This is a genomic window from Nostoc sp. FACHB-152, from assembly GCF_014697475.1.
Lineage (GTDB): Bacteria > Cyanobacteriota > Cyanobacteriia > Cyanobacteriales > Nostocaceae > Nostoc_B.
Map to the genome: position 1 here is coordinate 35738 of NZ_JACJRV010000043.1, position 25715 is coordinate 61452.

Below are 25715 nucleotides of genomic sequence, written 5' to 3' on the forward strand. Positions count from 1 at the left end.
AGCTGTTGACTGTTAACAGCTACACAATCAAATCGGTAAGCATTTGCATTTTCTACAGGATTTTGCAACAGTTCAAATAGTAAACTGGGGCATTGTTGAAATAATTTATAAAATATCGAGTCTCGGCGCATCCAATTAAATAATGACTAACAGTGACTTTATCGGATTATTAGCATCTTACACTTACGCCATTAGCTTACTTGTTTTTGCTGAATTACTGCGTAGGCTATTTGGTATCAAGCCAGATTTAACCCGTAAGTTTATTCATATTAGTGCGGGGATGTGGGCTTTTGGCGTACTGCTGCTGTTTAAACATTGGCAAATCGGTATTATCCCTTTTGCTACGTTTATTGGGATCAACTATCTGCTTTACCGTTATCGAGTTATCGGTGCAATGGATACTGATGATAGTTCCCCAGGTACTGTTTATTTTGCAATTTCCATAACAGTACTTTTTGGGTTATTCTGGCGACCAGATGGCCCAGTTGATTATGTCCCCATTGCTGTAGCTGGAATTATGGCGATGACTTGGGGCGATGCTTTAGCTGCATTAATTGGCAAAAGTTTCGGACAACATCAATATCAAGTAGGTTCATCTGTGCGTTCTTGGGAAGGTTCGCTAGCAATGTTCTTGGTTAGTGCAACAGCAATGTTTCTGGTACTGCTGTTTTTACCTGGTTCATTCCTTAGCCCTCTATCTGTGTCTGTTAGTGGTGAAAGGGCTTTATTAACAGCGTTAGTCAGTGCTGGTTTTGCAACTCTAGTGGAAGCAATATCACCCCACGGTACAGATAACCTGAGTGTGCCTTTAGTTGCAGCAGGGGTGGTTTGGGGATTAATGCAGATTTAACTTTACCTAGATTCCGCCAAACGATGGGTGTGATCTTCAATCCACTTCTAGTATCTTAAAACAGCTGCATCCAGAAAAAGTGGAGAAAATCACCATGAATACAAGTCAAAAAGTTGCTGTCGTCACTGGTGGAAATCGCGGGCTAGGATTTGAAGCCTCTCGTCAGTTGGCTAAACAAGGATATAAAGTAATTCTTACTAGTCGGGATGAAGGTAAAGGTAAAGCAGCCGCTAACAAGTTACAGGCTGAAGGATTAGATGTAATTTCTTATCCTCTAGATGTTACGAGTGATGACAGTAGCCGGAATCTAGCTGAGTTTATTCGTCAGCAGTTTGGCAAACTTGATGTACTGGTCAATAATGCAGCTATTTATATTGATGCTCAATCAGGTAACAATAGTATTTTGGATACCAAAATTGAGACTTTGCAAACAACAATTGATACAAATGTTTATGGCGTTGTACGTGTAACTCAAGCTTTAATTCCATTAATGAAAGAACAGAATTACGGACGAATAGTTAATGTTTCTTCTGGGATGGGACAGCTAACTGATATGGAGGGTGGTTCTCCTGGATATCGCATTTCTAAAACAGCTTTAAATGCTGTTACCAGAATTTTTGCTAGTGAATTAAGAGGCACAAATATTTTAGTTAATTCTGTGTGTCCAGGTTGGGTAAAAACTGACATGGGCGGCGCAAATGCACCACGCACCCCAGAACAAGGAGTTGATACAACTGTATGGTTGGCAACACTTCCAGACAATGGCACGACTGGGGGATTTTTCCGCGATCGCCAACCAATTGATTGGTAGAATACTGTGTAATTTTAACCAAAAATTTACTTGTAAAAATTTTTATTAAGTATTAATTAATATCTAATAGTTAATAAAATTTTACATTAGTAAATTTGCAATAATATTAAAATTTCATGACACAGGGATCACTAATAAAATTAAGTCTAGAATCTTGAGAAAACTGTGTGGGCTGATACAATAATTTCCCGATGCCTATTATATGCTTTTAAAGCCCTTTACTTTTACCCTTATGGCGGAAATATCCGCTCAAAAAGCACCAAAGCGGTAGATAATTATTCCTGAGTAATGAGGGTTGATAAATATCAACCATGTGGCATAAATACTAAAGCAGGAAAGTTACTACGCTTTGGTGATTTACTTATTTTGGTCATTAGTCAATGGTCAATAGGCAATAGGCAATAGGAAAGAAGGCAGATAGAAATGTACTGATTTTTTCCAAAAATCAAATATGAGTCCTATATCCGCCTCTTGGGCGATCGCTACACTAAATCACCTCATTCGCCATTACAATCGATTTGCTGGGATACTCAGCATCTTGTAATTATTTAAGTTTTGTCAGCCTGTGCTTAGTTCCGTTTTACCGACTATCAACGCCCTCAAGCAGCCCACCTCTGATGCTTGGATAGAACAAGCGATCGCAAATTTAGATATTATCTTGCTTGACCATTCGCACTGCGAACGCAAAGCAGCAGGTGTGGCGTTAAATTTTATGTTTCGCTACCCTTCTAATACCAAAATGGTAAGAGAATTAACCGCGATCGCTCGTGAAGAATTAGAACACTTTGAACTCGTTAACCAGTGGCTAGAACGCCGCAACATATCCCTAGCACCTTTACCACCACCTCCCTACGGTGCAGGTTTAAAAGCTGCTGTCCGTCCTAACGAACCCGACCGCTTTTTAGATTCTTTACTAGTCACAGGATTAATCGAAGCCCGCAGCCACGAACGCCTCGGACTGTTAGCTAAATATTGCCCTGAGCCAGAATTAGCTAAATTTTATAAAGGCTTAATGGCATCAGAAGCACGCCATTTTGGTACATACTGGGTTTTAGCAGACACTTATTTCGACAGGGAAGTTGTGATGCAGCGACTTGATGAATTAGCAATTGTGGAAAGTGAGCTACTAGCAACTTTGCATCCAGAACCTAGAATTCATAGTTAGGATACTTCATATATAGCAGTTGCCTATTATATGAGGTAACACCTAGCCCCTAGCCTCTAACCTCTAGCCTCCAAAAGATTAACTACAACTTCCAGTCGCCTCAGACATAATAACAGTATAATTACGTAAAACTTATCATAGTTATCATGCTTCAGTTAACACATATCAGGCTGCTAGTAAACAACTACAAAGATTGTTTTCTCTTCTACCGTGATGTGCTAGGCTTTGCGATTGATTGGGGTGATGAAAATAGTGGGTATGCCGAGTTAAATACTGGAGGCTACCTTAAGTTGGCATTATTTAGAAAAGATTTCATGGCTGAAGCAATTCCTAGTGCTTATCTACCTTCAGCTTTGGAATGTCAAAACAAAATGGCTTTGATTTTTGCAGTTGATAACGTTGATGAAGTGTTTGAAAGACTCAAAGAACTTAACGCCATCGTTGTTACCCAACCTTTAGATCGTCCATTATGGGGACTTCGTACCGCCCATTTTCGTGATCCTGATGGGAATTTGATTGAAATATTCAGCAATTTAGTAACGACAAATTAGAGTTTTGCTGCAACTTTACAATAACTGAATGTATTTAGAGCAGTTAGCTAACAGCGAACTCAGTAAATTGCCGTTTAAAAGGAGAGTGAAAAGCCAGGACAATATCTTGTTTAGGTACACCCCGGCTAGTTAATTCATCAGCAATACCGCCTTCAGTACCATCGTGCTGAATCCAGATTTTTTCGTTTTTAATATCGAGATGTAAGACACAACCATATACACGTCGTTTATTTGACCAGCCTACATGAACTAGTTGATAGCGATCGCGCACTTGATCAAAAATTACTTCAGCTTCGACTTCTTCGTTACTAGCTTTGATTTCGCTGTAAGCCTGTAAAAGTTCTTGAATGATTTGACGGTATTGTTCTACTTTTGCCATTTAATAATCGCCTCCTCTTCTGGAGAGAAAATAATCAATCGCACTTGGTAGCGTTGAATTAACAAGCGTGGTAGTTCTAAAGTAAAAAAGGAACGATAAGTATCAAAAGGAACTGCTAAGTATAAAAGTCTTTGTGGTTGTTCTTCTTCCAGTGCTAGCTGGTATTTGAGAAACTGACCCAAAGCCGTACTAAATTCAGTTGTAGCAGATGGACTGACAAAACTTTTGACTTCAACAGCAATTTTTTCTTCACCTCGTTCAGCCGCGAGAATTTTTTCTGCACCGAGGTCTATGTACATATCCAACCCGCCAAAACGGAGAAATAGAGGATCATGAGTAATGCACCACCCTTCTTTTTCTAACGCCCGTCTGACTGCATCATGAAAAATATCCTTTGCTGCCATACAAACCTGAGCTAACTTTATCAATTAAGATACTAAAACACGAGGAATAATAGTTTCTTGAATTTCTTTACCTACTGTTTGTTCAGCTAACCTCAACTCATAGTTTTTTTGAAGATTTAGCCAAAATTCTCCACCAGTCCCAAAATATTGACCTAATCGCAAAGCAGTATCAGCTGTTATCCCTCTTTTTCCATTGATAATTTCGGTAATCCTGTTTTTAGGAACATGGAGAACACGGGCTAAATCACTCGCAGTCATACCGAGTTCTGCAATTTCATCTGCAAGAATTTCTCCTGGGTGGATAGGTACACGTGCCATTTCACTCTCCTTCAGTGATAATCTGTAATTTCGATGTTGAAGGGCTTAAGAAAATCATCAGGCCAGTTAAAGCAAATTTTCCATTGGTCATTAATTCGGATACTGTACTGACCTTTCCTATCGCCTCCCAAAGACTCAAACCGATTACTTGGTAGTTGCATCAAAGCTTCTTTGTTCGGGGCTGCTTCTAGAATGTCTAGTCGTTTTTGTGCTTGTCTTTCAAAAGATTGAAATTCCTTAACCCTTTCTCCTAAAGCAAATTTCTCCGTCCTTTTATCTTTATATTTAGGGTATTCATCTGACGAAGACATAGTGAATGGTCATAACAAAGGCACTGTTATGAGTTACGTAACTCATAACTTATTAAAAATATACTAGCACAGTTAGGCTAAATTAAAGTTTTATAGGACTTACACAAAAGTATGAAGAAACGAACCACAAAGGACGCGAAGGACACGAAGGACACGAAGTTATAAGAGTTTGAGAGAGTTATTGCGTAAGTCCTGTTTTATTCCCAGGAATTATCTAAATGACTGAACCACAACCAAACCAGAAACAAACCTTTAGCCGCTTTGCTGACTGGTGTTTGCACAAAGATAGCCTTTCAGAAGAAGCAAGGCATACAGTTGAAGTGTTATTAGAGAAAGCTGGTACTTCTGATTGCTATGAAGCAGAGAAGATACTATCAAAATATACAGAATTAATTTTTTACAGACAGAGTATTTGTGACTTGAATCCACTGAGTAGTCTAACCAACCTGACTGTACTGCGTCTTGTTTATAATAAAGTTTTAGATTTAAGTCCACTCGCCAAGCTAACTAACCTGACTGAACTGTATATCAGTGAAAAACACTTTGTAGACTTGAATTTCTTGTCTGCTTTATCCAACCTGACGGTACTGCATCTAGCGCATATTCCAATACTAGACTTAAGTTTTATATCTGAGCTAATAAATTTAACCGTACTGCGTCTGTATGATAATCAAATTTCCGATTTAAGCCCTTTATCTGGACTGACAAATCTGACTGCATTACATCTCCATCGCAATCAAATTTTTGATTTAAGTCCTTTGTCTGGACTGACGAATCTAACTAAATTAGATTTATTTGGCAATAAAATTTCAAGCCTAGAGCCAATATTTGAAATGAAAAGATTGACCAGATTGGATATTGCCAGCAATCAAGTTTCAGACATTAATATTATCTCTAATCTGAGTAATTTGACCGAGTTATTTATTAATCAAAATAAAATTTCAGATCTGAGTCCTATATCGAAATTGAAAGAACTAACTAGGCTATATATAACTTGTAATCAAATTTCAGATATAAGGTTACTATTTGGTTTGAAAAAACTAAGTTCGTTAGTTATCCAACCAAAAATCTTAGAATCGAGTATATGGTCATCACTTAAAATCAAATTTTCTAGGATTATTACTACACAAATTGATGAACAAAAAAGCATATTAGCAGTTAAAAATGTTTATGCTTATATGGGTTTGGAAGAACCTGAAATTATTTTTTACACTACTCCTCTGGTGCATATAAATTATCCGTGTGAATCTAAAGAATGGGGCAAGGGACTAGGAGGAGTGATCCATGAATTTATGTGCCGGGAATTGAGTCCAGCATTAAAATTTTTTCTATATAGACATATTCAAAATAGCCTAACGCAAAATAACATTGCTACGGAAATATGGTCACTATTAGATAAGCAATTAGACGATTATGATAGTCTAAAATTAAGGCAAGGTAATATCAAACCAGAACAATTGCTGGCGATGATTGGTACAACCAAATTTATAGTTCAAGAATTTAATTATCAACTTGATCAAGAAGAACAAAAAGCATTGGAATGCCTAAATCAACTATTGGAAAATTGCGGTTGGATATTTGCTTTCGAGAAAGTTTGTATAGTGTGCGATCGCCCACGTAAAATCTCTCTAGACAGCAACAACCAATTACACGCCGAAGCAGAACCAGCAATACAATTTGCTGATGGTTGGCATACTGGTTACTATTATCACGGAGTCAAAATCCCTGAGCAATATGGCAAACTTCATTTCTCACAATGGCAACCTCAATGGCTGTTAGAAGAAGATAATGCCGAAGTACGACGAGTGTTAATTCAGGTAATAGGTTACGATCGCATCTGTGAAGAACTACAAGCGCAAGTCCTCGACTCTTGGCAAGAATACACATTACTGTGCATCGATGCCGATGTTGATGTCGAACCAATTCATTTATTAAAGATGACTTGCCCTAGCACAGGTAGAATACATACATTAAGAGTACCGCCTGGAATAACATCGGCTAGAGAGGCGATACGCTGGGTAAATTGGGATATAGATCCAGAAAATTTCTCTGTACAAACCTGAGTTAACTTGAGCTATTAAGATACTAAAATACGAGGACAATGGTTTTTTAGATTTTTTAACTACTGATTGTTCAACTAATCTCAATTCATAGTTTTTTTGAGTTTCTCTCTGCCAGAGTTGCGATTCAGTAGGTAAATTGGGATATAGAAAGAGAAGAGTTTTCTGTACAAACCTCACCCACACATCCCAATGAGAGAAAATTATCAAGATTTCTTGATTCGTAACTGGGAAAAAGGCGATCGCACCAGAGCGGCCGCCGTTATTAGTTATGTATTATCAGAATACGGATTGGGTTGGGAACCCAAAGGTGCTGACCGAGATGTACTGCAAGTTGAAGAGTGCTACTTAGAAACAGGAGGGGAGTTTTGGGTAATTGAACACCAAAGCCAAATAGTCGGAACTGGGGCATACTATCCAATACAGCGTGGTGAAAAAGCTGTCGAAATCCGCAAAATGTACCTTCTCCCTAGTGTTAGAGGTTTAGGTTTAGGGAAATATTTGTTACAACAGCTAGAAGCAGCGATCGCAAATCGGGGTTTTCAGCAAATCTGGATTGAAACAGCCAGCATTTTAGTAGAAGCCGTCAAGCTATACGAAAGCAACGGCTATCAACCAGCTACAGGTGTGGAAACAGCCAGGTGCGATCGCGTTTACGTGAAATACCTCAACCAATCCTAAATGCCTTCTTGGACTCCTAATTTTCAAGGTTTTCTCAACCTGTTTTTACAATCTCATTGCCCTTTGTGTCAGCGTAGTACATCTACTGCTTTGTGTGAATACTGTACCAGACAACTAAAAAATTGCGGTCAAAAAAACCCCTGTGCATCCTGGCGAGGTGAAATACCTGTATTTGGTTGGAGTGTGTATAGCGGTACAATCAAACGGGCGATCGCTGTGATGAAATACGAAAATCAGCCACAAATTGGTCAAATTTTAGGGGAATGGCTAGGAGAATCATGGTTAATCAACTCGCCGCATCGTCATACTCAACCGATTGTCATACCCATTCCTCTCCACCCGCAAAAACAAAAGCAACGTGGCTACAATCAAGCAGCATTAATCGCCCAAGGCTTCTGCCAAACAACAGGGTTAAAATTACAACCAAACGGTTTGTCAAGGGTACGCGAAACGAAAGCACAGTTTGGTTTATCGATGACCGAAAGACAAAAAAACTTAGCTGAAGCTTTTACAGTTGGGCAAAAATTCCGCAGTCATCATCCAGATGTTCCGGTGTTATTAATAGATGACATCTACACTACTGGTGCTACTACCAAGTCTGCTGTGCAAACATTTCGCCAATCTGGAATTGCAGTCTTAGGGTTAGCAGCAGTGGCGATCGCTATTAAAGACCAGCAGACTAATTCATAGGCGAGCCATGCTTGACGAATCTATAATAAAGCCAATACTACCCTGTGTTGTGGGAAAACTGTCTGAGATTATGAGTAAAGCTTTTGCGGCGGGTTTTAAACAGATCATCCTTGTTCCTGCTTCTTTTTTGGCAATTGCTACAAGTACAACAGCAGCATTGGCTCAAAATAAGTTGTATAGTCCAATTCCTTTAAGTAGTCTGACTGAATTGTCCGATACGCTATCAGAAAAAGATATTCCCACAGGACAGGGTGGATTTGCCCGTGACTACGTAGTTAAATTGACTAAGGGTGATAATCTAGCGGTTGATTTATCGTCAGAAAACTTTGACAGCATCATTACCTTATTAGGGCCTGATGGCTCGACATTAGCAGAAAATGATGATGGCCCCGATGGTACTAGCAATTCCTTACTATTCACCCGCATCAACGAAACCGGGACTTATGTGATTCGCGTTCGGTCTTTTGGCGAAACTGGAGTTGGTAACTTTAAACTAAAGGTGACAAAGTTACAACCAATTAAGTAGAGTCAATAGTCATTTGTCTTCCTTATATCTTCCCAACACCTAAAAGCTAGTCAACACACAGAGAAGCAAAGCTTCCGTCCACTCGACGACTGCACCGTATGTATCTCCTGTGTGTCCACCTAGTTTGTGATTAAACCAGGCACCTGTGAGAAAAGCGATCGCACTTCCTGCAAGTATCATGAAGAGTGCGAAAAATAGCTGCTGGCTATTCAATAGCCAAGGTAAGCCACTCAAGCTAATCAACAACAGCAATGATGGGATGACATCTTTGTAAGAACGAATAGCTTGTTTATGAAATGCACCTTTACCTGTAAGTTTGAGGTAAGGATATCGAAGTATTGCTAATTGCTGTCCCCAACGTCCCCAACCGCAAGCAGCCATTAATACCAACCAACGGTGAGATTCAATATCTGTTAAGGCTGCTGTTTTTAACAATAATATGGCGATCGCGGCCATTGCTCCAAATGCACCTGTGGCACTATCTGCCATGACCTCCAATCTTTTTTCGGGATTTCCTACTGCTAAACCGTCAGCAGTATCCATTGCACCATCTAAATGTAACCCTCCTGTGATCGCAATCCAGGCGCACACTAATAAAGCACTACGAGTTAATACTGATACATTTAAATAATTTAAGCCTGCATCACATAACCCTAAAATACACCCAATTAGTAACCCAACTACTGGGGCTAGATGTGCCACTCCTCTGAAATCTAAACCATTTATATAAGGTACAGGAATAACCGTATAAAATATTATACTAGCTACGCAATTATACAGAGATAATTTCCAACTCTGTAAAAAATTCGTCATAATCAAGTAGATATTTAGGGGATAACCCAGACAATTATTGCTAAAGCGTAACTCTGAAAGTTTAAAACTTTGGCTAAGATAGATTTTAATTTAGAGACTCTTCGCTCAAATTTTGTTATGCTGGTTTCGTCTAAATAAATTTTTAGGGCGTGATCCTAACATAAAATAATCAATTTATCAAGGTAAGATTAAGATAGAAATGCTTTGTATTCATTAGCTACTAAAATTAATTTAGAGTATTGAAGCGATCGCGCCCTAAAATTGATATTTTTTAAATGTAGGGGACTAAAAAGCTATTCAAATGGGTTTTTAGCTACGTTCTCACCTATGTTCTCTCGCTAATATTCCTATGAGTCATCATCTACCCGACACCAGGATACCTGCGCCGTGCATTGTTAACACGGGCGTGATTGTAAATAAGCTCGACATGAAGCGATTACTGGCTGATTTAGGTCGAGTCCACTACATCTACACCCACGAAGACAAGGTAGTGAGCGAGGGTGAAGGGGATGTGATGGAAGTATTCGCCAATCCCCAACGTTCTACACTAGTGGCGAACAGTGCGCTTTACTTGAATGTTTATAGTTTTGATTACATAGAACTAAAACAGTTATCGCCACAAGAAAGCTGTTTTGATTTAATCCAAGAAGGAATGTGTTTACGCCTCATTCCCCGCACTACGCCGTTACAAGAGCGTAGAGACAAGACTTACAATGTCAGTGCGATTGAAGCGATGATGGAGCAAGTTCTCTCAGCGAAATGGGATGCAGAAATTGATGATGACTGCTCTGATTGTTTTTAGAATTGTCATTGGTCATTTGTAAAATTAAGTCCTAGCTAGGGTGTTCCAAAAAATAAAATGTCCAGCAGTCGCAATCCTCAAGCTTACTTGACAACTCTTGAGAAACTACTTGTCTAGCAAACTTTGCGGTTATAGTTTTTTTCGATTTGTTAATTGTCGAGATTATAGAATCAATATATGGGTAGATACAATTTAGTATTTCTATAGCAGAGAATGAAGAAAGTTCTTATTTGTTTTTGTGTAGGCATATTTTAATTAGTCTTCATCCTTGGAATTATTCATCAACTCATGTAGGCTGCATATGTTGTCACAGTTTACCGTTAGCAGCGTAGGTTTTGTGGTACTGTTTTCTAGCAAATACCTCAAATCATCCTCAGCATTCTTTTTGGCGATAATTATCGCTGCATATAGAAGTAAGAAAATTAAGGCATTTAAACCAGCCTAAAGTAAGGATTTTCTCTAATGTTTAAATTCACCAAGTACATATTTATTCTTTCGCTAGTCGTAACACCAATCCTTTTCAAACAAAATATCGCGTTAGCAGGAGGTGGTTTTACAGCGTCGTGTCTAAATATTACTGTTTCCCTGGTCATCGGCAATTTGCAAGGTGAGAGGCATGGTGGACTTATTTTGCAAGCTTACTGCTATAGCAGCACAGGACAACTAAAAATAAGTGCCATAGATTTAGGTAAAAGTATAATAAACAACGATGGTGCTTTAGTATGGTATAACGGTGGTAATTTTGCATCATCTGTTACAAATTGTGCTGTAAATGTTTCAAATGTTACAATATTATCTTGCGGGGCTGTAAAAAGAGATGGTTCTATTGTAAAAGCCTCTATAAATTTGGACGAGGAAATAGCAAATTTGGATGGCAATTTAACAGCACTTGTCGGTTTCTAACAAACCTATATGACGCGCTATAGGGAACAACTTCACCATTAGACATCTCTTGTGCTGAACACGAAAATTCTGCACACTTTACAGCTTTAAGTTGCTTTAATGGCCAATCGCAAATACTGTCTTGGTTATTTTTTATTTTTTGGAATTTTAGTATCATTGCGTCTGGTAATAATGGTGTAATTTTTTCCAGAGCAATTAAAGCTGGAGCGGCACTTAGCAAAACTTCAGTAATGAAATCAATAAAATCTATCCTCTGTGCCATAAATTATCTTTGATAACTTCCCTTGAGTTTTTGCTCTGTCTTTATATATAAGCTTTTCAGGTCATCAGTTAGTTGGATGAGAGATTCTGGGAACATGAAATATATGGCAAGCTAATTGTTTGTCTCAGTATCTCAGCTTTTGGATCATTTATTTCTTGTATTACTCCTAGAGAAATAAAATTGTCATTGGTCATTTTTCATTTGTAAAATTCAACCCCAGCAAATAGAATTTGCTGTTTATCTTGCAGATAAGCCAAGTTCGCCTGTATGGACTAAAAAATCTGGTAAATTGCAATATCAAGGACAAATGATATCGTGTTCGCTTGATTACTTACTCAACTCGAAAAACCCCACCCCGCCACAGCTACGCTTTGTCTCCCCTCCCCGTTTACGGGGAGGGGGTGGGGTGGAATGATTCTGGGAAATATAACTAATTAACCAGACATGATATGAAAAATAACAAATGACCATCAATTATTAAAATCGCCTTAGTTTTACCTTGAGCTATAATTTTTCTTTTCAATCCCTGGCTAGCTGTAGCCAAACAAAAGCTAGAGCCGGGGTATTTTACACTCCCCACGGCCCTGTAGAAACCCCAAGATTTATGCCAGTGGGGACGCTGGCTAATGTCAAAACCGTAACGCCTGCTCAGTTAAAAGAGACTGGCGCGCAGATGGTCTTATCCAATACCTATCATCTCCACCTGCAACCAGGAGAAGCGATTGTGGCTGGTGGCGGTGGGTTGCACAAGTTTATGGGCTGGAACGGGCCGATGCTGACTGATTCTGGTGGGTTTCAGGTGTTCAGCTTGAGCGAGATGCGGAAAATTACGGAAGAAGGCGTGACATTTCGCTCACCTCACGATGGTCAGATTATCAAGCTAACCCCAGAGCGTTCTATCGAGATTCAGAATACTTTGGGTGCAGATGTGATCATGGCTTTTGATGAGTGTCCCCCTTACCCTGCAACTCGCCAAGAAGTAGAAACTGCAACTGAACGGACTTATCGTTGGCTAGAACGCTGTATAGATGCACATCAACGTCAAGATCAGGCTTTATTTGGAATTGTGCAAGGCGGTGTGTATTTAGATTTGCGTTCTCAGGCGGCGGTGTCCTTGGCTAAGTTAGATTTGCCTGGATACGCCATTGGGGGTGTGAGTGTGGGAGAACCAACTCATTTAATGGCTCAGATTGTGCAAACTACAGCACCGTTGTTACCAGCACACAAGCCGCGTTATTTGATGGGCGTAGGAACTTACCGAGAAATGGCGATCGCGATCGCTTCTGGTGTAGATTTATTTGATTGTGTAATTCCGACTCGTTGGGCGAGACATGGTACAGCCGTCGTGCAAGGTGAACGCTGGAATTTAAAAAATGCTAAGTTCCGTGAAGATTTTTCACCAATGGATGAAACTTGCCCTTGTTATGCTTGTCAAAATTTCAGTCGTGCTTATATTTCGCATTTAGTGCGATCGCAAGAAATTTTAGCTTATACCTTATTAAGCATTCACAACATTACTGAACTAATTCGCTTTACCCAAAAAATTCGTGAAGCAATATTAAGCGATCGCTTTGTCGAAGAATTTGGTCATTGGCTAAACCCTGAAAACGAAGCCGAAGCACAAATAACCAATGACTATTGACTATTGCCTATTGCCTAATTGCCAATGCCCAAACCATGTTAAGATACATCTCAATTATGAAAGCTGTGTTGGATAGAGTGGATTAAAACGAACATGGAAGCAGCATTATTATTAGCTAAATTGCCCGAAGCTTACCAGATTTTCGATCCTCTGGTAGACGTTCTCCCCGTAATTCCTGTTTTCTTCCTGTTACTTGCTTTTGTGTGGCAAGCAGCTGTCGGATTTAGGTAAGTTAACTAGTTTTCAATTGCTAGGACAGGTGTTTTACCTGTCCTATTTTTTTTTGCAATAACTTATTACTAATACTTGATGTTTCTTAATTATTTGTAACAAATAACTAGAAGTTAAGTAATATAGTTTATACAGCCTAATTAAAACTTAGCCTTGCCAACCGAGTGTTGTACAGTCAACAAGGATATTAACTAGCTATGGGTAACATCAAGTTTGTCAAAGAAGACAAGGAAGTAATAGCAGCAAATGGTGCTAACTTGCGGCTGAAAGCTGTAGAAAACGGCATAGATATATACAAATTAATTGGCAAAATGACCAATTGCGGCGGTTATGGTCAGTGTGGTACTTGTGTTGTAGAGATAGTTGAAGGCTTAGAAAATCTTTCACCCCGTACAGACTTTGAAAACCGCAAATTAAAGAAAAAGCCAGATAATTACCGCCTAGCTTGCCAAACCTTAGTACATGGCCCTGTCAGCGTAGTTACTAAACCTTAACTAGTGACATAAGAAGTAAAAAAATAAGGCTAACACGGGCATCGATGATGCTATTCTAAAATTGTTGACTGGAAATTATAGAGAGGCTTTTTTGCCATGCAAACTAATGACTTAGGGTTCGTGGCGAGCATTCTGTTCGTACTCGTTCCCTCTGTATTTTTAATAATTCTGTACATTCAAACCGCTAGCCGCGAAGGTAAAAAAGATAGTTAATAGTTTGTGCATTATATAAAGAACCCCTACACCATTGGTGCAGGGGTTTTTATTTATCAACCGCTAAATTTAAGCAAATAGAGACTAGAGACTAGAGGCTAGGCAATACGGTTCGGATAAGCATTTTGAACTAAGAATTGGTTTGGGGAAAAGATTAAAGGGTAAGGGTTAAAGGTTTTTTCTTCCCCTTTCCCCTTTACCTTTCCCCTTTAACCGAACCGTATTGAGAGGCTAGGGGTTAGAAAAGAAAATTTTTTATGTTTGCTGTGGGTTTTTTCCACAAGTCGGTAAGTAGGTTTAGCTAGAAAAATTCCTAGCCTCTAGCCTCTAACCTCTAGCCCCTTTTACCACTATGCAGTGGTTCGTGCCAACAGTACTGGACAAGTCGCATTCACTCGAACATAATCAGACAAAGAAGCACCAATGAGTCTGTCTAAATCGACAAAACTCTTAGCTACGGATGGACGACGATCTGGAGAACCAAGTAATAACAAGTCTACGTTCAATTCTTCTGCCAAGCGACAAATTTCTTCACCAGGTTTACCACTGCTGGTATAGCAGCGAGTTTGTACACCATATTTTTGGGCTTGGGCGTAGGCTGGTGCAAAAACTGGATCTTTGTCTGGGACGATTTCACTAACTTCTGAGGTTTTGCCGCGCAAATCTGTATTAACGTGAGTCAAAATTAATTGACTACCTGAAATATCTTTTAGTAAGAATAAAGCTAAATCTAAACAGTGTTTGGCTGCATCAGAGTTGTCTAGTGCTACCATTACACGCTTAATTCGTTTAACATAAATGTCATCTTTAACCAGCAACATGGGGCGAGAAGACAATTGGAAAACATACTGACTCACAGAGTTTGACAAAATTGACTGCAAACGCTTGAGTCCGCGTGAACCCATGATGACTAAGTCAGCATCAATTTCATCGGCTACTTGACAAACGACATCTTTAGGATCGCCTTGCCGTAAAATCGAAGAAACTTCGCTAGGATTTAAATTCAAAGACTGAATAGCATTAGCGAGGATTTTACCACCTTCTTCCCATTTATCTGTCATGGCGGCAGCAGTACTTTGGGGAGGGACAACGTGCAGAACTGTAACTTTAGCACGATGAATGGATGGGATTTCTTTCAAGGTTTTGAGCATTTCTTCTGCATGACCTAAGCCCGAAACCGCTAGCAAAATTTTTTCTATCATTGTCGCTTCTTGTTGTAAATGTTGAGAAGAGTGTTTGCTCTTAGTAATTGGCTCAGTTGAATTGTCAACGTCTTGCTCAATAACCTAGTGCCTCTACGCAGAAATTCACATTAAAAGTTGATTTTTTGTCAGACTGTAATTATTTCTGCCTAACTGCACTAGTTAAGTAAATGGGTACAAATCAACTTTCATTTCCTAGTATTTATTACTTAAATATACTAAGTAAATTTCCCTTAATTTGTACCTATCTCTAAACTTTGAACTAGGCTTCAATAATTAAGCTTACTCTCAATTTATCTCAGTTAACTTTATAAAATATGATGTTATTTATTATTTTTAATCTATATTAACTTTTGTTCATTAGAGGCAAGTTAAGTATTGCAAAGATATCTCATAAATTAGCGCAATTATACCACTGTTCTTTTGAGCGATCGCCCACTTAAAAAAAATTTAGCTTTATCAGATAATAAATTTCCAATTATATCTTTAGTTATGTTTATGGGAACAATAAACTACAACTATTTAACTGACTAAAAATCTGTGCTTATGCAATTTCCTCAAATAGCTACAACTATCCTGCTGACTTTTGCATCTCCAGCTTTAGTATTGTATTATTCGCAACAAAGTATTGCTCAAGCACCAACACCTACAGCCGAAGAACGCATCACCGAAGCCATTACTTTAAATAATCAAGGTGAGGGGCTGGTTTATAAAGATTTAGTTGGTTTAGATGATTTACAAGCTGGTTTAGAACTATTTCAAAAGTCGTTAGCAATATTTAAACAATATGGTGCTAAAGCAGGAGAAGCTAACAGCCTGGTGAATATTGGATACATTCATCTGAAAAAGGGAGAGTATACTAAAGCACTAGAATTTTTTCAGTCAGGCTTAGATATTCGCCGCCAACTCCGCGACAAAGAAAACGAATGGATACCCTTATCCTATATCGGAGAAGTGTATGTAAATCTCGGAGAATATCAAAAATCACTCTTATTTTATCAACCAGCTTTGAAAGTTCTGCAAGAATTAAAAGCAGCTAACCCTAAAGGTTATAGTTACGCAAATAGCGAAGCTAATTTATTAACAGATATTGGTGCAGTTTACTTCCGCACAGGTAAATATTCTAAATCTCTAGAGTTTTATCAACAAAGTTTGACAATTCAAAAAGCTAACGGCGATAAAAGCGGTACTGCCCAAACTTTAAACAACATTGGTATAGTTTATCTCAATTTGGGCAACTATGCTCAAGCACTTGACAATTATCAGCAAGGATTAAAAGATTTACAAGAATGCTGTTCTGCATTTTATGGTACACAAGCAGCAATTTTTAATAATATTTCAGGCGTATATTTCAACTTGGGACAATATCAAAAATCGTTAGAATTTGCCGAGAAAGCTACAAATATTTATAAAAAACTTGGCACTGGGGAGTACAAAAGTACAGATGAGCAAGCCATAAAGTTACTCTATAATGCTCTCGGTCAAAATGCTCAAGCTTTACAACAACTTACCAGCCGTGCTAATGTTGGCGATGCTTTTGGTAAAGACGCGTTTCAATTTCAAGGTGCAGCATTAAATCTTAATAATATCGGACAGATTTACTTTAGTTTGGGTAAGTATGAGCAAGCACTCAAGTTATATCAACAAGCTTTAGATATATACAAACGAAATAACTATAAATTAGGTGTTGCCGTAGCACTAAATAATATTGGGCGTGTTTACCAAAATTTGGGTAACTATAACCAAGCTCTAGAATTTAATCAGCAAGCCTTAGCTAATTATCGGGAAGTTGGCGATCGCACTGGCGAAGGCGTAACAATTAGTAACTTAGGGCAAGTGTATCAAAAACAAAATCAATACGATAAAGCTTTAGGGCTATATCAGCAAGCAGTAGCTATTCATCGAGAAGTGGAAGATAAAGTTAGTGAAGCTGCAACGCTGAAATTTTTAGGAGATGTACTAGCTGTACGGAATCAACCACCACTAGCGATCGCATTTTACAAACAATCAGTCAATTTAACCGAAACGATTCGGCAAAATTTACGAGTTGTGCCTAGTGATATCCAAAAATCTTACACCGAAACTGTCTCGGAAAGATATCGCCGTTTAGCTGATTTATTACTCAAACAAAATCGTCCGGCGGAAGCGCAACAAGTTTTAGATTTGCTGAAAATTCAGGAAGTTAGTGACTATATTGGTAAACCCGGTACTAGTACACCAAAAGTCACAAATAGAAATAATCAACGGGGAAGTACAACTGTAGTAGCCAAAGCCGAAGCAGCACAATTACCGTTAAAACCACAAGAAGCGGAAATATCTCAGAAGTATAGTGCAATTCAAGAGCAAGCGATCGCACTTGGTAAAGAACTCACCACCCTAAGAAAAATTCCGTCGCAAACACGCACCGCAACTCAAGAAAAACGCATCGCTGAATTGGTGAAACTCGAACAAAATACTAACGCCGAGTTTAACAAGTTTATTAAAAGTCCCTCTATTGTCGCGTTAGTGCAACAATTATCCGCCACATCGGGACAGGAAAATTTAAACTTACGTCAACTCAATTCTTTAAGAGATAACTTACGTCAGTTAAATCAAAAAGCTGTGTTGCTTTATCCTTTAGTTTTAGATGACAGATTAGAATTAGTTGTAGTCTCGGCTGACGCGCCGCCAATTCACCGCGCTGTACCAGTGAAATCAGCCGAGTTAAACCAAGCAATTGATGAATTTAGAGAAGCAGTACTTGTTCCTTACAAAAATAGTAAAGCACCAGCTAACAAGTTATATAACTGGCTGATTAAACCTATAGAAAATGACTTAAAACAAGCTGATGCTAAAACTATAATTTATGCTCCCGATGGCAAGCTGAGATATGTGCCTTTAGCAGCATTATATGATGGGCAGAATTGGTTAGTGCAACGCTTTGTAGTTAATAATATCACTGCTGCCAGTTTGACAAAATTAGTTAATCAACCTCAAACTTCTGTTAATGCTTTAGCTGCTGCTTTCACTAAAGGTGAATATACAGTCAAAGTCGGTCAACGGCAAGAGATGTTTAGTGGTTTAGAATTTGCCAAAGTCGAAGTAGAAAACGTAGCAAAAATTCTGCCAGGTAGCAAAGTTGTATTAGACAAAGATTTCAACCCGCAAATGACAATTCCCCAAATGAATGATTACAAAATTGTGCATTTGGCGACACATGGCAAACTTGTAAATGGTTCTCCAGAAGATTCATTTATTGTGTTTGGCGATGGCGAACGTGCAACTTTACGAGACATTGAAAATTGGTCTTTGTCAAATGTCGATTTAGTGGTGTTGAGTGCTTGCCAAACTGCTTTAGGAGAAAAATCAGCTAATGGACAAGAAATTCTGGGTTTAGGATATCAGATGCAACTCGCAGGTGCTAAAGCAACTATGGCTTCATTATGGGCTGTATCTGATGGCGGTACACAAGCATTAATGAATGAGTTTTATGCAGCGTTAAAATCTGGAAAAATTACGAAAGCTGAGGCTTTGCAAAAGGCGCAAATTGCTTTGTTAACGGGTAAGAATGGTGAGTTTAATCATCCTTATTATTGGTCAGCTTTTATTTTGATTGGAAATGGGTTGTAGTTAGAATCAGTAGTATGAAAATTCACATATTAAGTGATTTGCATCTGGAATTTCAGCCATTTAATATTCCTGATATAAATGCTGATATTGTTGTCTTGGCTGGAGATATTAATTTAAGAGAAAGAGGAATTAAATGGGCAATTCAAAATATTTATAATAGACCAGTTATATACGTGTTAGGCAATCATGAATATTATGGAAGTGCTTATCCAAGACTTGTAGAGAAGCTGAAAGAATATTCATTAGGAACTAATGTTCATGTTCTAGAAAACGATTTAGTTACCATTGAAGGTGTAAATTTCTTAGGTTGTACTTTATGGACTGATTTTAAACTATTTGGTGAGCCACGGATGGCAGGTGTAGAAGCTAGTCAAGTCATGAATGATTACAAGAAAATCAGATTAAGTCCCCAATACTCACGGTTAAGAACTCTTGACACAGCCCTAATTTGTAAAAAATCAGTAAGTTGGTTAAAAAATACATTACCTGGCTTGTCTGGTAAAAGTGTAATTATTAGTCATCATGCTCCTAGTATAAAGTCTATACCTTTTGAATATCAGGAAGATATTTTAAGTGCTGCTTATGCTTCAAGTCTTGATACTTTAGTTGATGAATCTGGAGCATTATTATGGATTCATGGTCACATTCACAATCAATTAGATTATCAAATTGGATTAACTCGCGTTATTTGCAATCCCCGTGGTTATCCAGATGAACCAAATAATTACTTTAATCCAGAATTGTCAGTGGAAATTTAATAAATATGTCAGCAGTACAGCCAATTAAACAAGCAGACTTAGATTGGACTCCAAGCAATTTCTCTCAAGTATCTAACTGGGCTAAGAAGTCTTTCACAGAACCATATTTGATTCTGCCCTCTGCAACTTCTTGGCGAATTTCTTGGACTTCTTCTAGAAGCTGCTGACGTTGTTTCTTATGCAAGCGTTTTGATAGAATTTCTAGCAATAATTGCTGTTCTTCTAACGATAAGGCTTCCGCAACATCGATCGCCTGTTGAAGTCGAGAGGTTTGAGAAATATCTGTCATCTTTGACGCGAATTAGGTTAGTAAGACTGATTCAATCATAGTTGCTTCTGCCTACGATCGCTCACAACTACCTCCATTCTAAGCGATCGCCTTTTCTTTCATAAACTCTGCAATAATTTTCCAAAATTCGCACTACTAACTCTGGTTCTCACTCCTTGAAGCACTCGCGCGAGAGTCTTTGATACTCGTGGGCGAGTGTTTGATACTCGTGGACGAGTGTTTGATACTCGCGGACGAGTCTTTGATACTCGCGCGAGAGTCTTTAATACTCGTGGACGAGTCTTTGATACTTGATAATAAGATACCCAACTTCTTTGAAGAAATCGGGTATCCCAATCTAAAACTTATTTACAAGCTTCTTAAGCTGCTGTATTTAACAAACCATTATGCCGCAGCAAAGCCTCTGTACTCGGTTCGCGTCCCCGGAAGGCTCTGAATATCTCCATTGGGTGCTTACTACCACCAAGTGCCAACACCGTATCCCGATAAAGTTTACCTGTGGCTTGGACTGCTTCTTCATTTTCTAAACCGGCTTCTTCAAAAGCGGCGAAAGCATCAGCACTGAGTACCTCAGCCCACTTGTAGCTGTAATAGCCTGCTGCATAGCCACCTTCAAAGATATGGCTGAAAGCACACAAGAAAGAATCTTCGCTTAGGGGTGGTAAAACTGTTGTCGTCTTAGCGATACGCTGGCGCAACTGTGCAGGAGTTTCATCACCGCCTGGGTGATAGCGATCGTGTAGTTCTACATCCACAATGCTAAAGTGAACTTGCCGCAATGTAGCACTACCACTCATGTAATTGCGCGCTGCTAACAGTTTTTGGTAATAATGCTCTGGTAAGGGTTCGCCAGTTTCGTAATGCTTCGCCATGCCAAACAATGTGGGACGTTCATAGCACCAGTTTTCCATGAATTGGCTCGGCAGTTCTACAGCATCCCACTCGACATTGTTAATACCTGCCGCGCTAGTGTAATCCACCTTAGTCAGCATATGATGTAAGCCATGACCGAATTCGTGGAATAATGTCTCTACTTCATCGAAGGTCATTAAACTAGGCTTACCATCCACTGGCGGAGTTTGGTTACATACCAAATAAGCCACAGGCAACCGCACAGATGTTGTGCCATTATCATTAATTTTGCTGCGGTTAATGCAGACATCCATCCAAGCACCACCGCGCTTTTCCGCCGGACGGCTAAAAGGATCGAGGTAAAAGTAGGCTATGGGTTTACCTGTTTCATCGGCAATTTGAAAATATCGTATATCTTCATGCCATACCGGGGCTTGTCCATCAGCAGGAGTGACGGTGACACCAAACAGCCGCTTAACTAACCCAAATAACCCGTCTAAAACTTGCGGTAAGGGGAAATAGGGACGTAACTCTTCGGTTGTAAAGGAGAATTTTTCTTCTCGTTGGCGTTCTGCCCAAAAACTAATATCCCAGTGTTTTAAATCTTGGGCTTCTGGCGCGCCTTTGGCAGCTGCAAAAGCTTTGAGTTCGGCTAATTCTTTGACAGCAGCATCATAACTTGCACTCCGCAGTTCTTCTAAGAGTGCCTCTACTGCTGCGACATTGGGAGCCATTTTACTGGCGAGGCTTAACTCGGCAAAGTTTTTGTAGCCTAACAAATTCGCTAGTTCTAGCCGTAATTCTAAAATTCGTGCAATTAAGGGATTATTATCTAACTCGCCAGAAGAAGCGCGGGTGATAAAAGCTTTGTACAACTTTTCGCGCAAGTCTCGGCGGGTGCTGTGCTGCATAAACGGGCCGTAGCTGGGAAAATCTAAGGTGATGCGCCAAGGGCCATTTTCTGGGGTGGCGTTTTCTTCACCAGCTGCACGGGCAGCTTGGGCGGCTAGGCTAAGTGAACTTTGGGGTAAGCCGTCAACTTCTTCTTTGGTTGTTAGGGTGAGGCTAAAAGCTTTGGTGGCATCTAAGACATGGTTAGAGAACTTGGTAGATAGTTCTGCTAATTCCATTTGAATATGATTAAACCGCTCTCTGGCTTCTCCGGATAAGCCAACACCAGATAGTTCAGCATCCCGGATGGCAGCTGCGACAATACGGTGTTGGGCGGGTTCTAAGGTTGCCCAACTATCACTAGCACGGAGTTCTTTAAAAGCGTTGTAGATAATTTGGCTTTGTCCAAGTTTAGTGCTGAACTGTACTACCTGGGGTTGCACAGTTTCAAAAGCTTCGCGCAGCTGGGGACTATTCTTCACTCCCATTAAATGGCTGACTATGCCCCAACTCCAGGTTAGCCTGTCTGACAGCCTTTCTAGAGGTTCGACTAAACCACTCCAAGTTGGCTGGACATTCGCCTCTAAAGTGGTAAGCTCCTCATCAAGTTCTTTTAATAACTGCTCGAAAGCTGGGATTACTTGTTCTGGTTGAATCTCGGTGAATGGTGGTAAGCCAGTACCTTTAAGCAAGGGATTTTGAGGAATAGTGACTGCACTCATGGTGTTGTCTAAATTAGGGATTATATCTCTATATATGTTCTAATGTAGCGATCGCTCTTGCTTTTTAGCCTTGACAGAATGCCGAAATAACCGAATGTAAAAACCCCATTTGACTATTTTCTGTTAGGAGTAGCTAATTTAAGATGGCGATCGCTTTATTTTTTATCCTCCCTTCCAGGCATTACACTATAGAGAATTATCAGGTTCAGGAAGAACTATTGTGATTCCGTACTCAGGCGCAGTTGCTAATATTCGATTAATTAGTTCCTGAGTGATTGGTAACGGTGGAACTGAGGAATTCTCTACTTTAGTTCCGACTTGGGCAAAAAACTTTTCAATTCCACCTGGAGTCGCCCAGATGAGCATTTTAGCAGGTGTCTCACCAATATTCTTAAAACTATGTAGTTGACCTTTGGGAGAATGTAAAAATGTCCCTGGAGTTGCTAAAATCGTTTGCTCATCAAGATAAAACTCAATGACTCCTTCTTGAATGTAAAATGCTTCATTTTCTTGACTATGAATATGCGGTGGTGGCCCTAACTGTGGTGCCACGACCACTTCAAACAGTGCATAATTGCCATCTGTTTGTTCGCTTGTCGCTTTAAAGGTAGTGATATCTCCTGCTACTGAATAACTATCGCCTTGTCCTGGCTGCGAGAAAATTCCATGATTAATTGTCATTTTCTTGATCTCCTGAGTTTTATCCCGAACAGATTGCAACTTCCAAAATAGAACTAAGTCATAATTAAAAAGTCTAGAAATTTAGTGTCACTAGGCTTTTACTAATTGTGTGTATAGGAATCCGGTTTGATTAATGAACATACTTGTGTAGTCAGGCAAGAGGCAACAGTAAAGAAGCCAGGTAAGAATATACTGATTTTTTCAAAAATTAAATATGACTCCTATATCAAAAGTAAGTATACCGCTTATTTTTTACCCTAGAACTAGTATTTGCCGGAAGTTTCTATCTAGAGAATTAGTGATATTTTGTGTAAATGACCGACTCAAGCAATTTCATCGCATCGATGCCAGTTATGAGAAGCTTATGGAGTGTAAAATAAAACCCTTATTTGAAACCCTACACCCTTACACCCAAGCGCAAACACTACTCCTACTTCCTTAGATTAGGATGGATGAAAGTACACTCCGCTTGTTGCGGTAATTACATTCAGGAAAATCATCTATGAGGGAACCAAGCAAAGATTTTAAAACCTTACTGTCCAGGGAAGCTCCGCCAGAAGTAGAACGTATGGGGCTAACGTGGTTAGTAGCAGCTGCGATCGCAACTACTGTGCTGTGGCAACTTCCGGGAGGAGATTACATTTTATACCCGTTCACTATTCTGGCAACTTGGTTTCACGAGATGGGTCACGGCTTGATGGCGTTGCTATTGGGTGGACAGTTTCAAAAGTTAGAGATTTTTAGCAATGCTTCTGGCGTAGCTACTTACCGCATCGCCACGTCACTTGGCTTTATCGGCCCTGGTTTAGTCGCCGCAGCCGGGCCGATGGGGCCGCCAATTGCTGGTGCAGCTTTAATTTTGGCTTCTCGCAGTTTTAAAGCAGCTTCCCTCAGCCTGAAAATTCTCGGAATTTTTCTGCTGTTATCTACAGTAATTTGGGTACGTTCTTGGTTTGGCTTGCTGGCAGTTCCCTTATTGGGTTTAATTATTCTCGGTATTTCGCTGAAAGCTCCCCATTGGGTACAGGGTTTTGCTATTCAATTTTTGGGTGTACAGGCTTGTGTGAGTACGTACCACCAACTGGATTATTTATTTAGCTATAGTGCTGGTTATTTAGGGCTTTCTGATACAGCCCAGATGCAGAGATATTTGCTTTTACCTTATTGGTTTTGGGGTGGATTGATGGCGATCGCATCTTTGGTAATCTTAATCCAAAGCCTCCGCCTTGCCTATCGTCACTAATCACCTTAACTTTGAGCCTGATCAATTGCTTGAGTGAGTTCTTCTTTGCTCATTTTGCTGCGATTTTTAATATCTAACGATTTTGCTTGCTCGTATAACTCCTGCTTTGATGGCTCGTTGTCTGATTTATGCTCAACTTCATGAATAGCCTTTTTAATAGCAGGAGTCCACTCAACGTGCTGTTCCCCTTTTTTGGAAGCTTCTTCTTTTATCTGTTCTGCTTCTTGTTTCTCTGCATCACTCAGCTTTTCCCATACTGCTTTCGGTAGATAGCGTTTAGTAACTCCATCTTCACGGGCGCGGTCGTTACCTGTTTCGGTTTGCCAATCTTGTTCAGACCATTCTTCTAATGATTTTGCGGCTGCGTCTTTTTCTGATTTTTTATAGCCACCGCCTTGTTTTTCATATTCCTTGACTAGCAGCTGACTCTTGCGTGCAGACCACTAACCAGGTTCACCACCTTTATCAGATTGCAGAATTTCTTCTTTGAGTTGACGGCGTAACTCAGGGTCAGTATATTTTTGGTCGTAATTATCCTCAGCCATTTTACCTTTCCTAATTGCTGTGTGATGATTGCGAGCGCTCAACAAGAGCAGCTGTATTTTATCTAGCAACAACCAAGGTGGTTAAAACATCAACAGATGATAGAACTTAGACAGTACAAGATATTCATCCCTATCTCCTGTTGCTTATTTCCTCTCACCTACTATAGGATTCCTATTTGATTTCTGAAAAAATCAGTATATTGTTACCTACCTTAAAAGCTATTGCCTATTGCCTATAGCTTTTTGTCAGGATCAGCTTGCGGTAACACTGATTTATCTTCATCTAAGGTTGGTACAGGTACACCTAACAGTCGCCTTGCGGATTCTTCAGCTAACTGTCTGTCTTGCTCATTAGTAAACTGACCTTCATCCAACAAATATTTATGTCTGATGGCTTCATCTCTGCTTGGCCGAGTGCCATTTTTCCATCTGTAATTAAATGTCATAACAAAAGCAGACAAACTGCGGTCTTATTTATACAGTATTCATCCTAGACGTATAATTGATGACTGCACTCTACCAAAAGTTGAAAGAAAATCCGATTTTACTTGTAAAGAATAATCACAATTGGCTTTTAAGCTTAACTCTTATAGTAGAGGAGATAGCTAATTAGAAATGAATATACTGCAATTACCAAGCAATGAATTTATCTGCCTATAGTTTTACAGCAACTATAGGCTTTTTCTTAAAATCTTACCCATCTCAATTTCGGTATATATAGAACCCATTTGACATCTTATGAGGTTTTGAATTAAGGTACTCCTCAGCATCTAAAATCCAATGCTAATGGCGTATTCCAGCGACTTCACTGATGCAG

General features: G+C 39.4%; 29 protein-coding genes and 1 pseudogene. 17 read left to right on the forward strand and 13 right to left on the reverse strand.

The window, feature by feature from the left end; genetic code table 11:
• Nucleotides 1-14 precede the first annotated feature (14 nt).
• Nucleotides 15-131 (reverse strand): annotated as a pseudogene (locus H6G76_RS23030) (DUF2887 domain-containing protein); the annotation flags it as partial.
• A gap of 11 nt (nucleotides 132-142) precedes the next feature.
• Here H6G76_RS23030 and H6G76_RS23035 point away from each other — a divergent pair.
• From H6G76_RS23035 to H6G76_RS23050, 4 genes are all read left to right on the forward strand, one after another.
• The gene (locus tag H6G76_RS23035; protein WP_190706072.1) at nucleotides 143-850 is read left to right on the forward strand and encodes a diacylglycerol/polyprenol kinase family protein; all 708 of its coding nucleotides are present in this window, start codon (nucleotides 143-145) and stop codon (nucleotides 848-850) included.
• 94 nt (nucleotides 851-944) lie between these two features.
• Nucleotides 945-1661 (forward strand): SDR family oxidoreductase, encoded by a 717-nt coding sequence (locus tag H6G76_RS23040; RefSeq protein WP_190706074.1) that lies wholly within the window; start codon nucleotides 945-947, stop codon nucleotides 1659-1661.
• 565 nt (nucleotides 1662-2226) lie between these two features.
• Nucleotides 2227-2826, forward strand: coding sequence for a tRNA-(ms[2]io[6]A)-hydroxylase (locus tag H6G76_RS23045; RefSeq protein ID WP_190706077.1), 600 nt, complete (start codon nucleotides 2227-2229; stop codon nucleotides 2824-2826).
• Between the two features lie 143 nt (nucleotides 2827-2969).
• A complete protein-coding gene (locus tag H6G76_RS23050) occupies nucleotides 2970-3377 on the forward strand; it encodes a VOC family protein (protein ID WP_190706140.1) in 408 nt (135 codons plus the stop codon).
• A gap of 43 nt (nucleotides 3378-3420) precedes the next feature.
• On the opposite strand, the gene H6G76_RS23055 is transcribed toward H6G76_RS23050, so the two are convergent.
• From H6G76_RS23055 to H6G76_RS23070, 4 genes are read right to left on the reverse strand one after another with little or no spacing between them, the layout of a single operon-like run.
• Nucleotides 3421-3756, reverse strand: coding sequence for a XisI protein (locus H6G76_RS23055; protein WP_190706080.1), 336 nt, complete (start codon nucleotides 3754-3756; stop codon nucleotides 3421-3423).
• Nucleotides 3744-4160: a XisH family protein gene (locus H6G76_RS23060; RefSeq protein ID WP_190706082.1), complete on the reverse strand. Its 417-nt coding sequence runs from the start codon at nucleotides 4158-4160 to the stop codon at nucleotides 3744-3746. Before H6G76_RS23060 ends, H6G76_RS23055 begins: the two co-directional genes overlap by 13 nt.
• Nucleotides 4161-4184: 24 nt before the next feature.
• Entirely contained in the window at nucleotides 4185-4478 is a 294-nt protein-coding gene (locus tag H6G76_RS23065) for a HigA family addiction module antitoxin (RefSeq protein ID WP_190706085.1), read from the reverse strand.
• Between the two features lie 11 nt (nucleotides 4479-4489).
• The gene (locus H6G76_RS23070) at nucleotides 4490-4789 is read right to left on the reverse strand and encodes a type II toxin-antitoxin system RelE/ParE family toxin (RefSeq protein ID WP_190706087.1); all 300 of its coding nucleotides are present in this window, start codon (nucleotides 4787-4789) and stop codon (nucleotides 4490-4492) included.
• Nucleotides 4790-5007: 218 nt separating this feature from the next.
• Between H6G76_RS23070 and H6G76_RS23075 the strand changes: the two genes are divergently transcribed.
• The 4 genes from H6G76_RS23075 to H6G76_RS23090 all read left to right on the forward strand — a co-directional run bounded on the left by H6G76_RS23075 (nucleotide 5008) and on the right by H6G76_RS23090 (nucleotide 8746).
• A complete protein-coding gene (locus H6G76_RS23075; RefSeq protein WP_190706089.1) occupies nucleotides 5008-6852 on the forward strand; it encodes a leucine-rich repeat domain-containing protein in 1845 nt (614 codons plus the stop codon).
• A 189-nt stretch (nucleotides 6853-7041) separates the two neighbouring features.
• Nucleotides 7042-7530 carry a GNAT family N-acetyltransferase gene (locus tag H6G76_RS23080; protein ID WP_190706091.1) on the forward strand — a complete coding sequence of 163 codons (489 nt, stop codon included), beginning with the start codon at nucleotides 7042-7044 and terminating at the stop codon, nucleotides 7528-7530.
• A complete protein-coding gene (locus H6G76_RS23085) occupies nucleotides 7531-8220 on the forward strand; it encodes a ComF family protein (RefSeq protein WP_190706093.1) in 690 nt (229 codons plus the stop codon). It begins immediately after the preceding gene.
• Nucleotides 8221-8290: 70 nt separating this feature from the next.
• A complete protein-coding gene (locus H6G76_RS23090) occupies nucleotides 8291-8746 on the forward strand; it encodes a PPC domain-containing protein (protein ID WP_190706142.1) in 456 nt (151 codons plus the stop codon).
• A 39-nt stretch (nucleotides 8747-8785) separates the two neighbouring features.
• Here the strand turns inward: H6G76_RS23090 and cobS are convergent, their stop codons facing one another.
• Nucleotides 8786-9559 carry an adenosylcobinamide-GDP ribazoletransferase gene (cobS, locus tag H6G76_RS23095; protein ID WP_190706095.1) on the reverse strand — a complete coding sequence of 258 codons (774 nt, stop codon included), beginning with the start codon at nucleotides 9557-9559 and terminating at the stop codon, nucleotides 8786-8788.
• Between the two features lie 349 nt (nucleotides 9560-9908).
• On the opposite strand from cobS, the gene H6G76_RS23100 reads away from it, so the two are divergent.
• Nucleotides 9909-10361 carry a hypothetical protein gene (locus tag H6G76_RS23100; protein ID WP_190706097.1) on the forward strand — a complete coding sequence of 151 codons (453 nt, stop codon included), beginning with the start codon at nucleotides 9909-9911 and terminating at the stop codon, nucleotides 10359-10361.
• Between the two features lie 170 nt (nucleotides 10362-10531).
• On the opposite strand, the gene H6G76_RS38275 is transcribed toward H6G76_RS23100, so the two are convergent.
• Nucleotides 10532-10609 carry a DUF6888 family protein gene (locus H6G76_RS38275; protein WP_397333663.1) on the reverse strand — a complete coding sequence of 26 codons (78 nt, stop codon included), beginning with the start codon at nucleotides 10607-10609 and terminating at the stop codon, nucleotides 10532-10534.
• A gap of 214 nt (nucleotides 10610-10823) precedes the next feature.
• Between H6G76_RS38275 and H6G76_RS23105 the strand changes: the two genes are divergently transcribed.
• From H6G76_RS23105 to psbM, 5 genes are all read left to right on the forward strand, one after another.
• Nucleotides 10824-11264: a CVNH domain-containing protein gene (locus H6G76_RS23105; RefSeq protein WP_190706099.1), complete on the forward strand. Its 441-nt coding sequence runs from the start codon at nucleotides 10824-10826 to the stop codon at nucleotides 11262-11264.
• A gap of 761 nt (nucleotides 11265-12025) precedes the next feature.
• Entirely contained in the window at nucleotides 12026-13168 is a 1143-nt protein-coding gene (tgt, locus tag H6G76_RS23110; RefSeq protein ID WP_190706102.1) for a tRNA guanosine(34) transglycosylase Tgt, read from the forward strand.
• Between the two features lie 93 nt (nucleotides 13169-13261).
• A complete protein-coding gene (locus H6G76_RS23115; protein WP_006195022.1) occupies nucleotides 13262-13399 on the forward strand; it encodes a photosystem II reaction center protein K in 138 nt (45 codons plus the stop codon).
• A gap of 197 nt (nucleotides 13400-13596) precedes the next feature.
• Nucleotides 13597-13893 (forward strand): 2Fe-2S iron-sulfur cluster-binding protein, encoded by a 297-nt coding sequence (locus tag H6G76_RS23120; RefSeq protein ID WP_190706104.1) that lies wholly within the window; start codon nucleotides 13597-13599, stop codon nucleotides 13891-13893.
• Nucleotides 13894-13989: 96 nt separating this feature from the next.
• Nucleotides 13990-14106, forward strand: a complete 117-nt coding sequence (psbM, locus tag H6G76_RS23125) for a photosystem II reaction center protein PsbM (protein ID WP_190706107.1) — start codon at nucleotides 13990-13992, stop codon at nucleotides 14104-14106.
• Between the two features lie 350 nt (nucleotides 14107-14456).
• Here psbM and H6G76_RS23130 read toward each other — a convergent pair whose 3' ends face one another.
• Nucleotides 14457-15308: a universal stress protein gene (locus tag H6G76_RS23130; RefSeq protein WP_190706109.1), complete on the reverse strand. Its 852-nt coding sequence runs from the start codon at nucleotides 15306-15308 to the stop codon at nucleotides 14457-14459.
• Between the two features lie 546 nt (nucleotides 15309-15854).
• Here H6G76_RS23130 and H6G76_RS23135 point away from each other — a divergent pair.
• Nucleotides 15855-18917, forward strand: coding sequence for a tetratricopeptide repeat protein (locus H6G76_RS23135; protein ID WP_190706112.1), 3063 nt, complete (start codon nucleotides 15855-15857; stop codon nucleotides 18915-18917).
• Between the two features lie 14 nt (nucleotides 18918-18931).
• Nucleotides 18932-19675 (forward strand): metallophosphoesterase, encoded by a 744-nt coding sequence (locus H6G76_RS23140; protein ID WP_190706114.1) that lies wholly within the window; start codon nucleotides 18932-18934, stop codon nucleotides 19673-19675.
• Between the two features lie 64 nt (nucleotides 19676-19739).
• Here the strand turns inward: H6G76_RS23140 and H6G76_RS23145 are convergent, their stop codons facing one another.
• The 3 genes from H6G76_RS23145 to H6G76_RS23155 all read right to left on the reverse strand — a co-directional run bounded on the left by H6G76_RS23145 (nucleotide 19740) and on the right by H6G76_RS23155 (nucleotide 23110).
• Nucleotides 19740-19964, reverse strand: a complete 225-nt coding sequence (locus tag H6G76_RS23145; protein WP_190706118.1) for a hypothetical protein — start codon at nucleotides 19962-19964, stop codon at nucleotides 19740-19742.
• A gap of 359 nt (nucleotides 19965-20323) precedes the next feature.
• Nucleotides 20324-22429 carry a M3 family metallopeptidase gene (locus tag H6G76_RS23150; RefSeq protein ID WP_190706121.1) on the reverse strand — a complete coding sequence of 702 codons (2106 nt, stop codon included), beginning with the start codon at nucleotides 22427-22429 and terminating at the stop codon, nucleotides 20324-20326.
• Nucleotides 22430-22615: 186 nt separating this feature from the next.
• Nucleotides 22616-23110 (reverse strand): quercetin 2,3-dioxygenase, encoded by a 495-nt coding sequence (locus tag H6G76_RS23155; RefSeq protein ID WP_190706124.1) that lies wholly within the window; start codon nucleotides 23108-23110, stop codon nucleotides 22616-22618.
• Nucleotides 23111-23612: 502 nt separating this feature from the next.
• Between H6G76_RS23155 and H6G76_RS23160 the strand changes: the two genes are divergently transcribed.
• Complete coding sequence (locus tag H6G76_RS23160; protein ID WP_190706126.1) at nucleotides 23613-24353, forward strand: M50 family metallopeptidase; 741 nt, start codon at nucleotides 23613-23615, stop codon at nucleotides 24351-24353.
• Between the two features lie 5 nt (nucleotides 24354-24358).
• Here the strand turns inward: H6G76_RS23160 and H6G76_RS38280 are convergent, their stop codons facing one another.
• Together H6G76_RS38280 and H6G76_RS23170 are read right to left on the reverse strand one after the other, a co-directional pair.
• Nucleotides 24359-24775 (reverse strand): Rho termination factor N-terminal domain-containing protein, encoded by a 417-nt coding sequence (locus tag H6G76_RS38280; protein ID WP_397333984.1) that lies wholly within the window; start codon nucleotides 24773-24775, stop codon nucleotides 24359-24361.
• Between the two features lie 356 nt (nucleotides 24776-25131).
• Nucleotides 25132-25344 carry a bromodomain-containing protein gene (locus H6G76_RS23170; protein WP_190706129.1) on the reverse strand — a complete coding sequence of 71 codons (213 nt, stop codon included), beginning with the start codon at nucleotides 25342-25344 and terminating at the stop codon, nucleotides 25132-25134.
• Nucleotides 25345-25715 lie beyond the last annotated feature (371 nt).

Excerpts from the sequence above, each read along its gene's own strand:
- H6G76_RS23035 (WP_190706072.1), top strand. The coding sequence starts at position 143 with ATGACTAACAGTGACTTTATCGGATTATTAGCATCTTACACTTACGCC.
- H6G76_RS23040 (WP_190706074.1), top strand. The coding sequence starts at position 945 with ATGAATACAAGTCAAAAAGTTGCTGTCGTCACTGGTGGAAATCGCGGG.
- H6G76_RS23055 (WP_190706080.1), bottom strand. The coding sequence starts at position 3,756 with ATGGCAAAAGTAGAACAATACCGTCAAATCATTCAAGAACTTTTACAG.
- H6G76_RS23060 (WP_190706082.1), bottom strand. The coding sequence starts at position 4,160 with ATGGCAGCAAAGGATATTTTTCATGATGCAGTCAGACGGGCGTTAGAA.
- H6G76_RS23065 (WP_190706085.1), bottom strand. The coding sequence starts at position 4,478 with ATGGCACGTGTACCTATCCACCCAGGAGAAATTCTTGCAGATGAAATT.
- H6G76_RS23070 (WP_190706087.1), bottom strand. The coding sequence starts at position 4,789 with ATGTCTTCGTCAGATGAATACCCTAAATATAAAGATAAAAGGACGGAG.
- H6G76_RS23075 (WP_190706089.1), top strand. The coding sequence starts at position 5,008 with ATGACTGAACCACAACCAAACCAGAAACAAACCTTTAGCCGCTTTGCT.
- H6G76_RS23080 (WP_190706091.1), top strand. The coding sequence starts at position 7,042 with ATGAGAGAAAATTATCAAGATTTCTTGATTCGTAACTGGGAAAAAGGC.
- H6G76_RS23085 (WP_190706093.1), top strand. The coding sequence starts at position 7,531 with ATGCCTTCTTGGACTCCTAATTTTCAAGGTTTTCTCAACCTGTTTTTA.
- H6G76_RS23090 (WP_190706142.1), top strand. The coding sequence starts at position 8,291 with ATGAGTAAAGCTTTTGCGGCGGGTTTTAAACAGATCATCCTTGTTCCT.
- cobS (WP_190706095.1), bottom strand. The coding sequence starts at position 9,559 with ATGACGAATTTTTTACAGAGTTGGAAATTATCTCTGTATAATTGCGTA.
- H6G76_RS23100 (WP_190706097.1), top strand. The coding sequence starts at position 9,909 with ATGAGTCATCATCTACCCGACACCAGGATACCTGCGCCGTGCATTGTT.
- H6G76_RS38275 (WP_397333663.1), bottom strand. The coding sequence starts at position 10,609 with ATGCCTACACAAAAACAAATAAGAACTTTCTTCATTCTCTGCTATAGA.
- H6G76_RS23105 (WP_190706099.1), top strand. The coding sequence starts at position 10,824 with ATGTTTAAATTCACCAAGTACATATTTATTCTTTCGCTAGTCGTAACA.
- H6G76_RS23115 (WP_006195022.1), top strand. The coding sequence starts at position 13,262 with ATGGAAGCAGCATTATTATTAGCTAAATTGCCCGAAGCTTACCAGATT.
- H6G76_RS23120 (WP_190706104.1), top strand. The coding sequence starts at position 13,597 with ATGGGTAACATCAAGTTTGTCAAAGAAGACAAGGAAGTAATAGCAGCA.
- psbM (WP_190706107.1), top strand. The coding sequence starts at position 13,990 with ATGCAAACTAATGACTTAGGGTTCGTGGCGAGCATTCTGTTCGTACTC.
- H6G76_RS23130 (WP_190706109.1), bottom strand. The coding sequence starts at position 15,308 with ATGATAGAAAAAATTTTGCTAGCGGTTTCGGGCTTAGGTCATGCAGAA.
- H6G76_RS23135 (WP_190706112.1), top strand. The coding sequence starts at position 15,855 with ATGCAATTTCCTCAAATAGCTACAACTATCCTGCTGACTTTTGCATCT.
- H6G76_RS23140 (WP_190706114.1), top strand. The coding sequence starts at position 18,932 with ATGAAAATTCACATATTAAGTGATTTGCATCTGGAATTTCAGCCATTT.
- H6G76_RS23145 (WP_190706118.1), bottom strand. The coding sequence starts at position 19,964 with ATGACAGATATTTCTCAAACCTCTCGACTTCAACAGGCGATCGATGTT.
- H6G76_RS23150 (WP_190706121.1), bottom strand. The coding sequence starts at position 22,429 with ATGAGTGCAGTCACTATTCCTCAAAATCCCTTGCTTAAAGGTACTGGC.
- H6G76_RS23155 (WP_190706124.1), bottom strand. The coding sequence starts at position 23,110 with ATGACAATTAATCATGGAATTTTCTCGCAGCCAGGACAAGGCGATAGT.
- H6G76_RS23160 (WP_190706126.1), top strand. The coding sequence starts at position 23,613 with ATGAGGGAACCAAGCAAAGATTTTAAAACCTTACTGTCCAGGGAAGCT.
- H6G76_RS23170 (WP_190706129.1), bottom strand. The coding sequence starts at position 25,344 with ATGACATTTAATTACAGATGGAAAAATGGCACTCGGCCAAGCAGAGAT.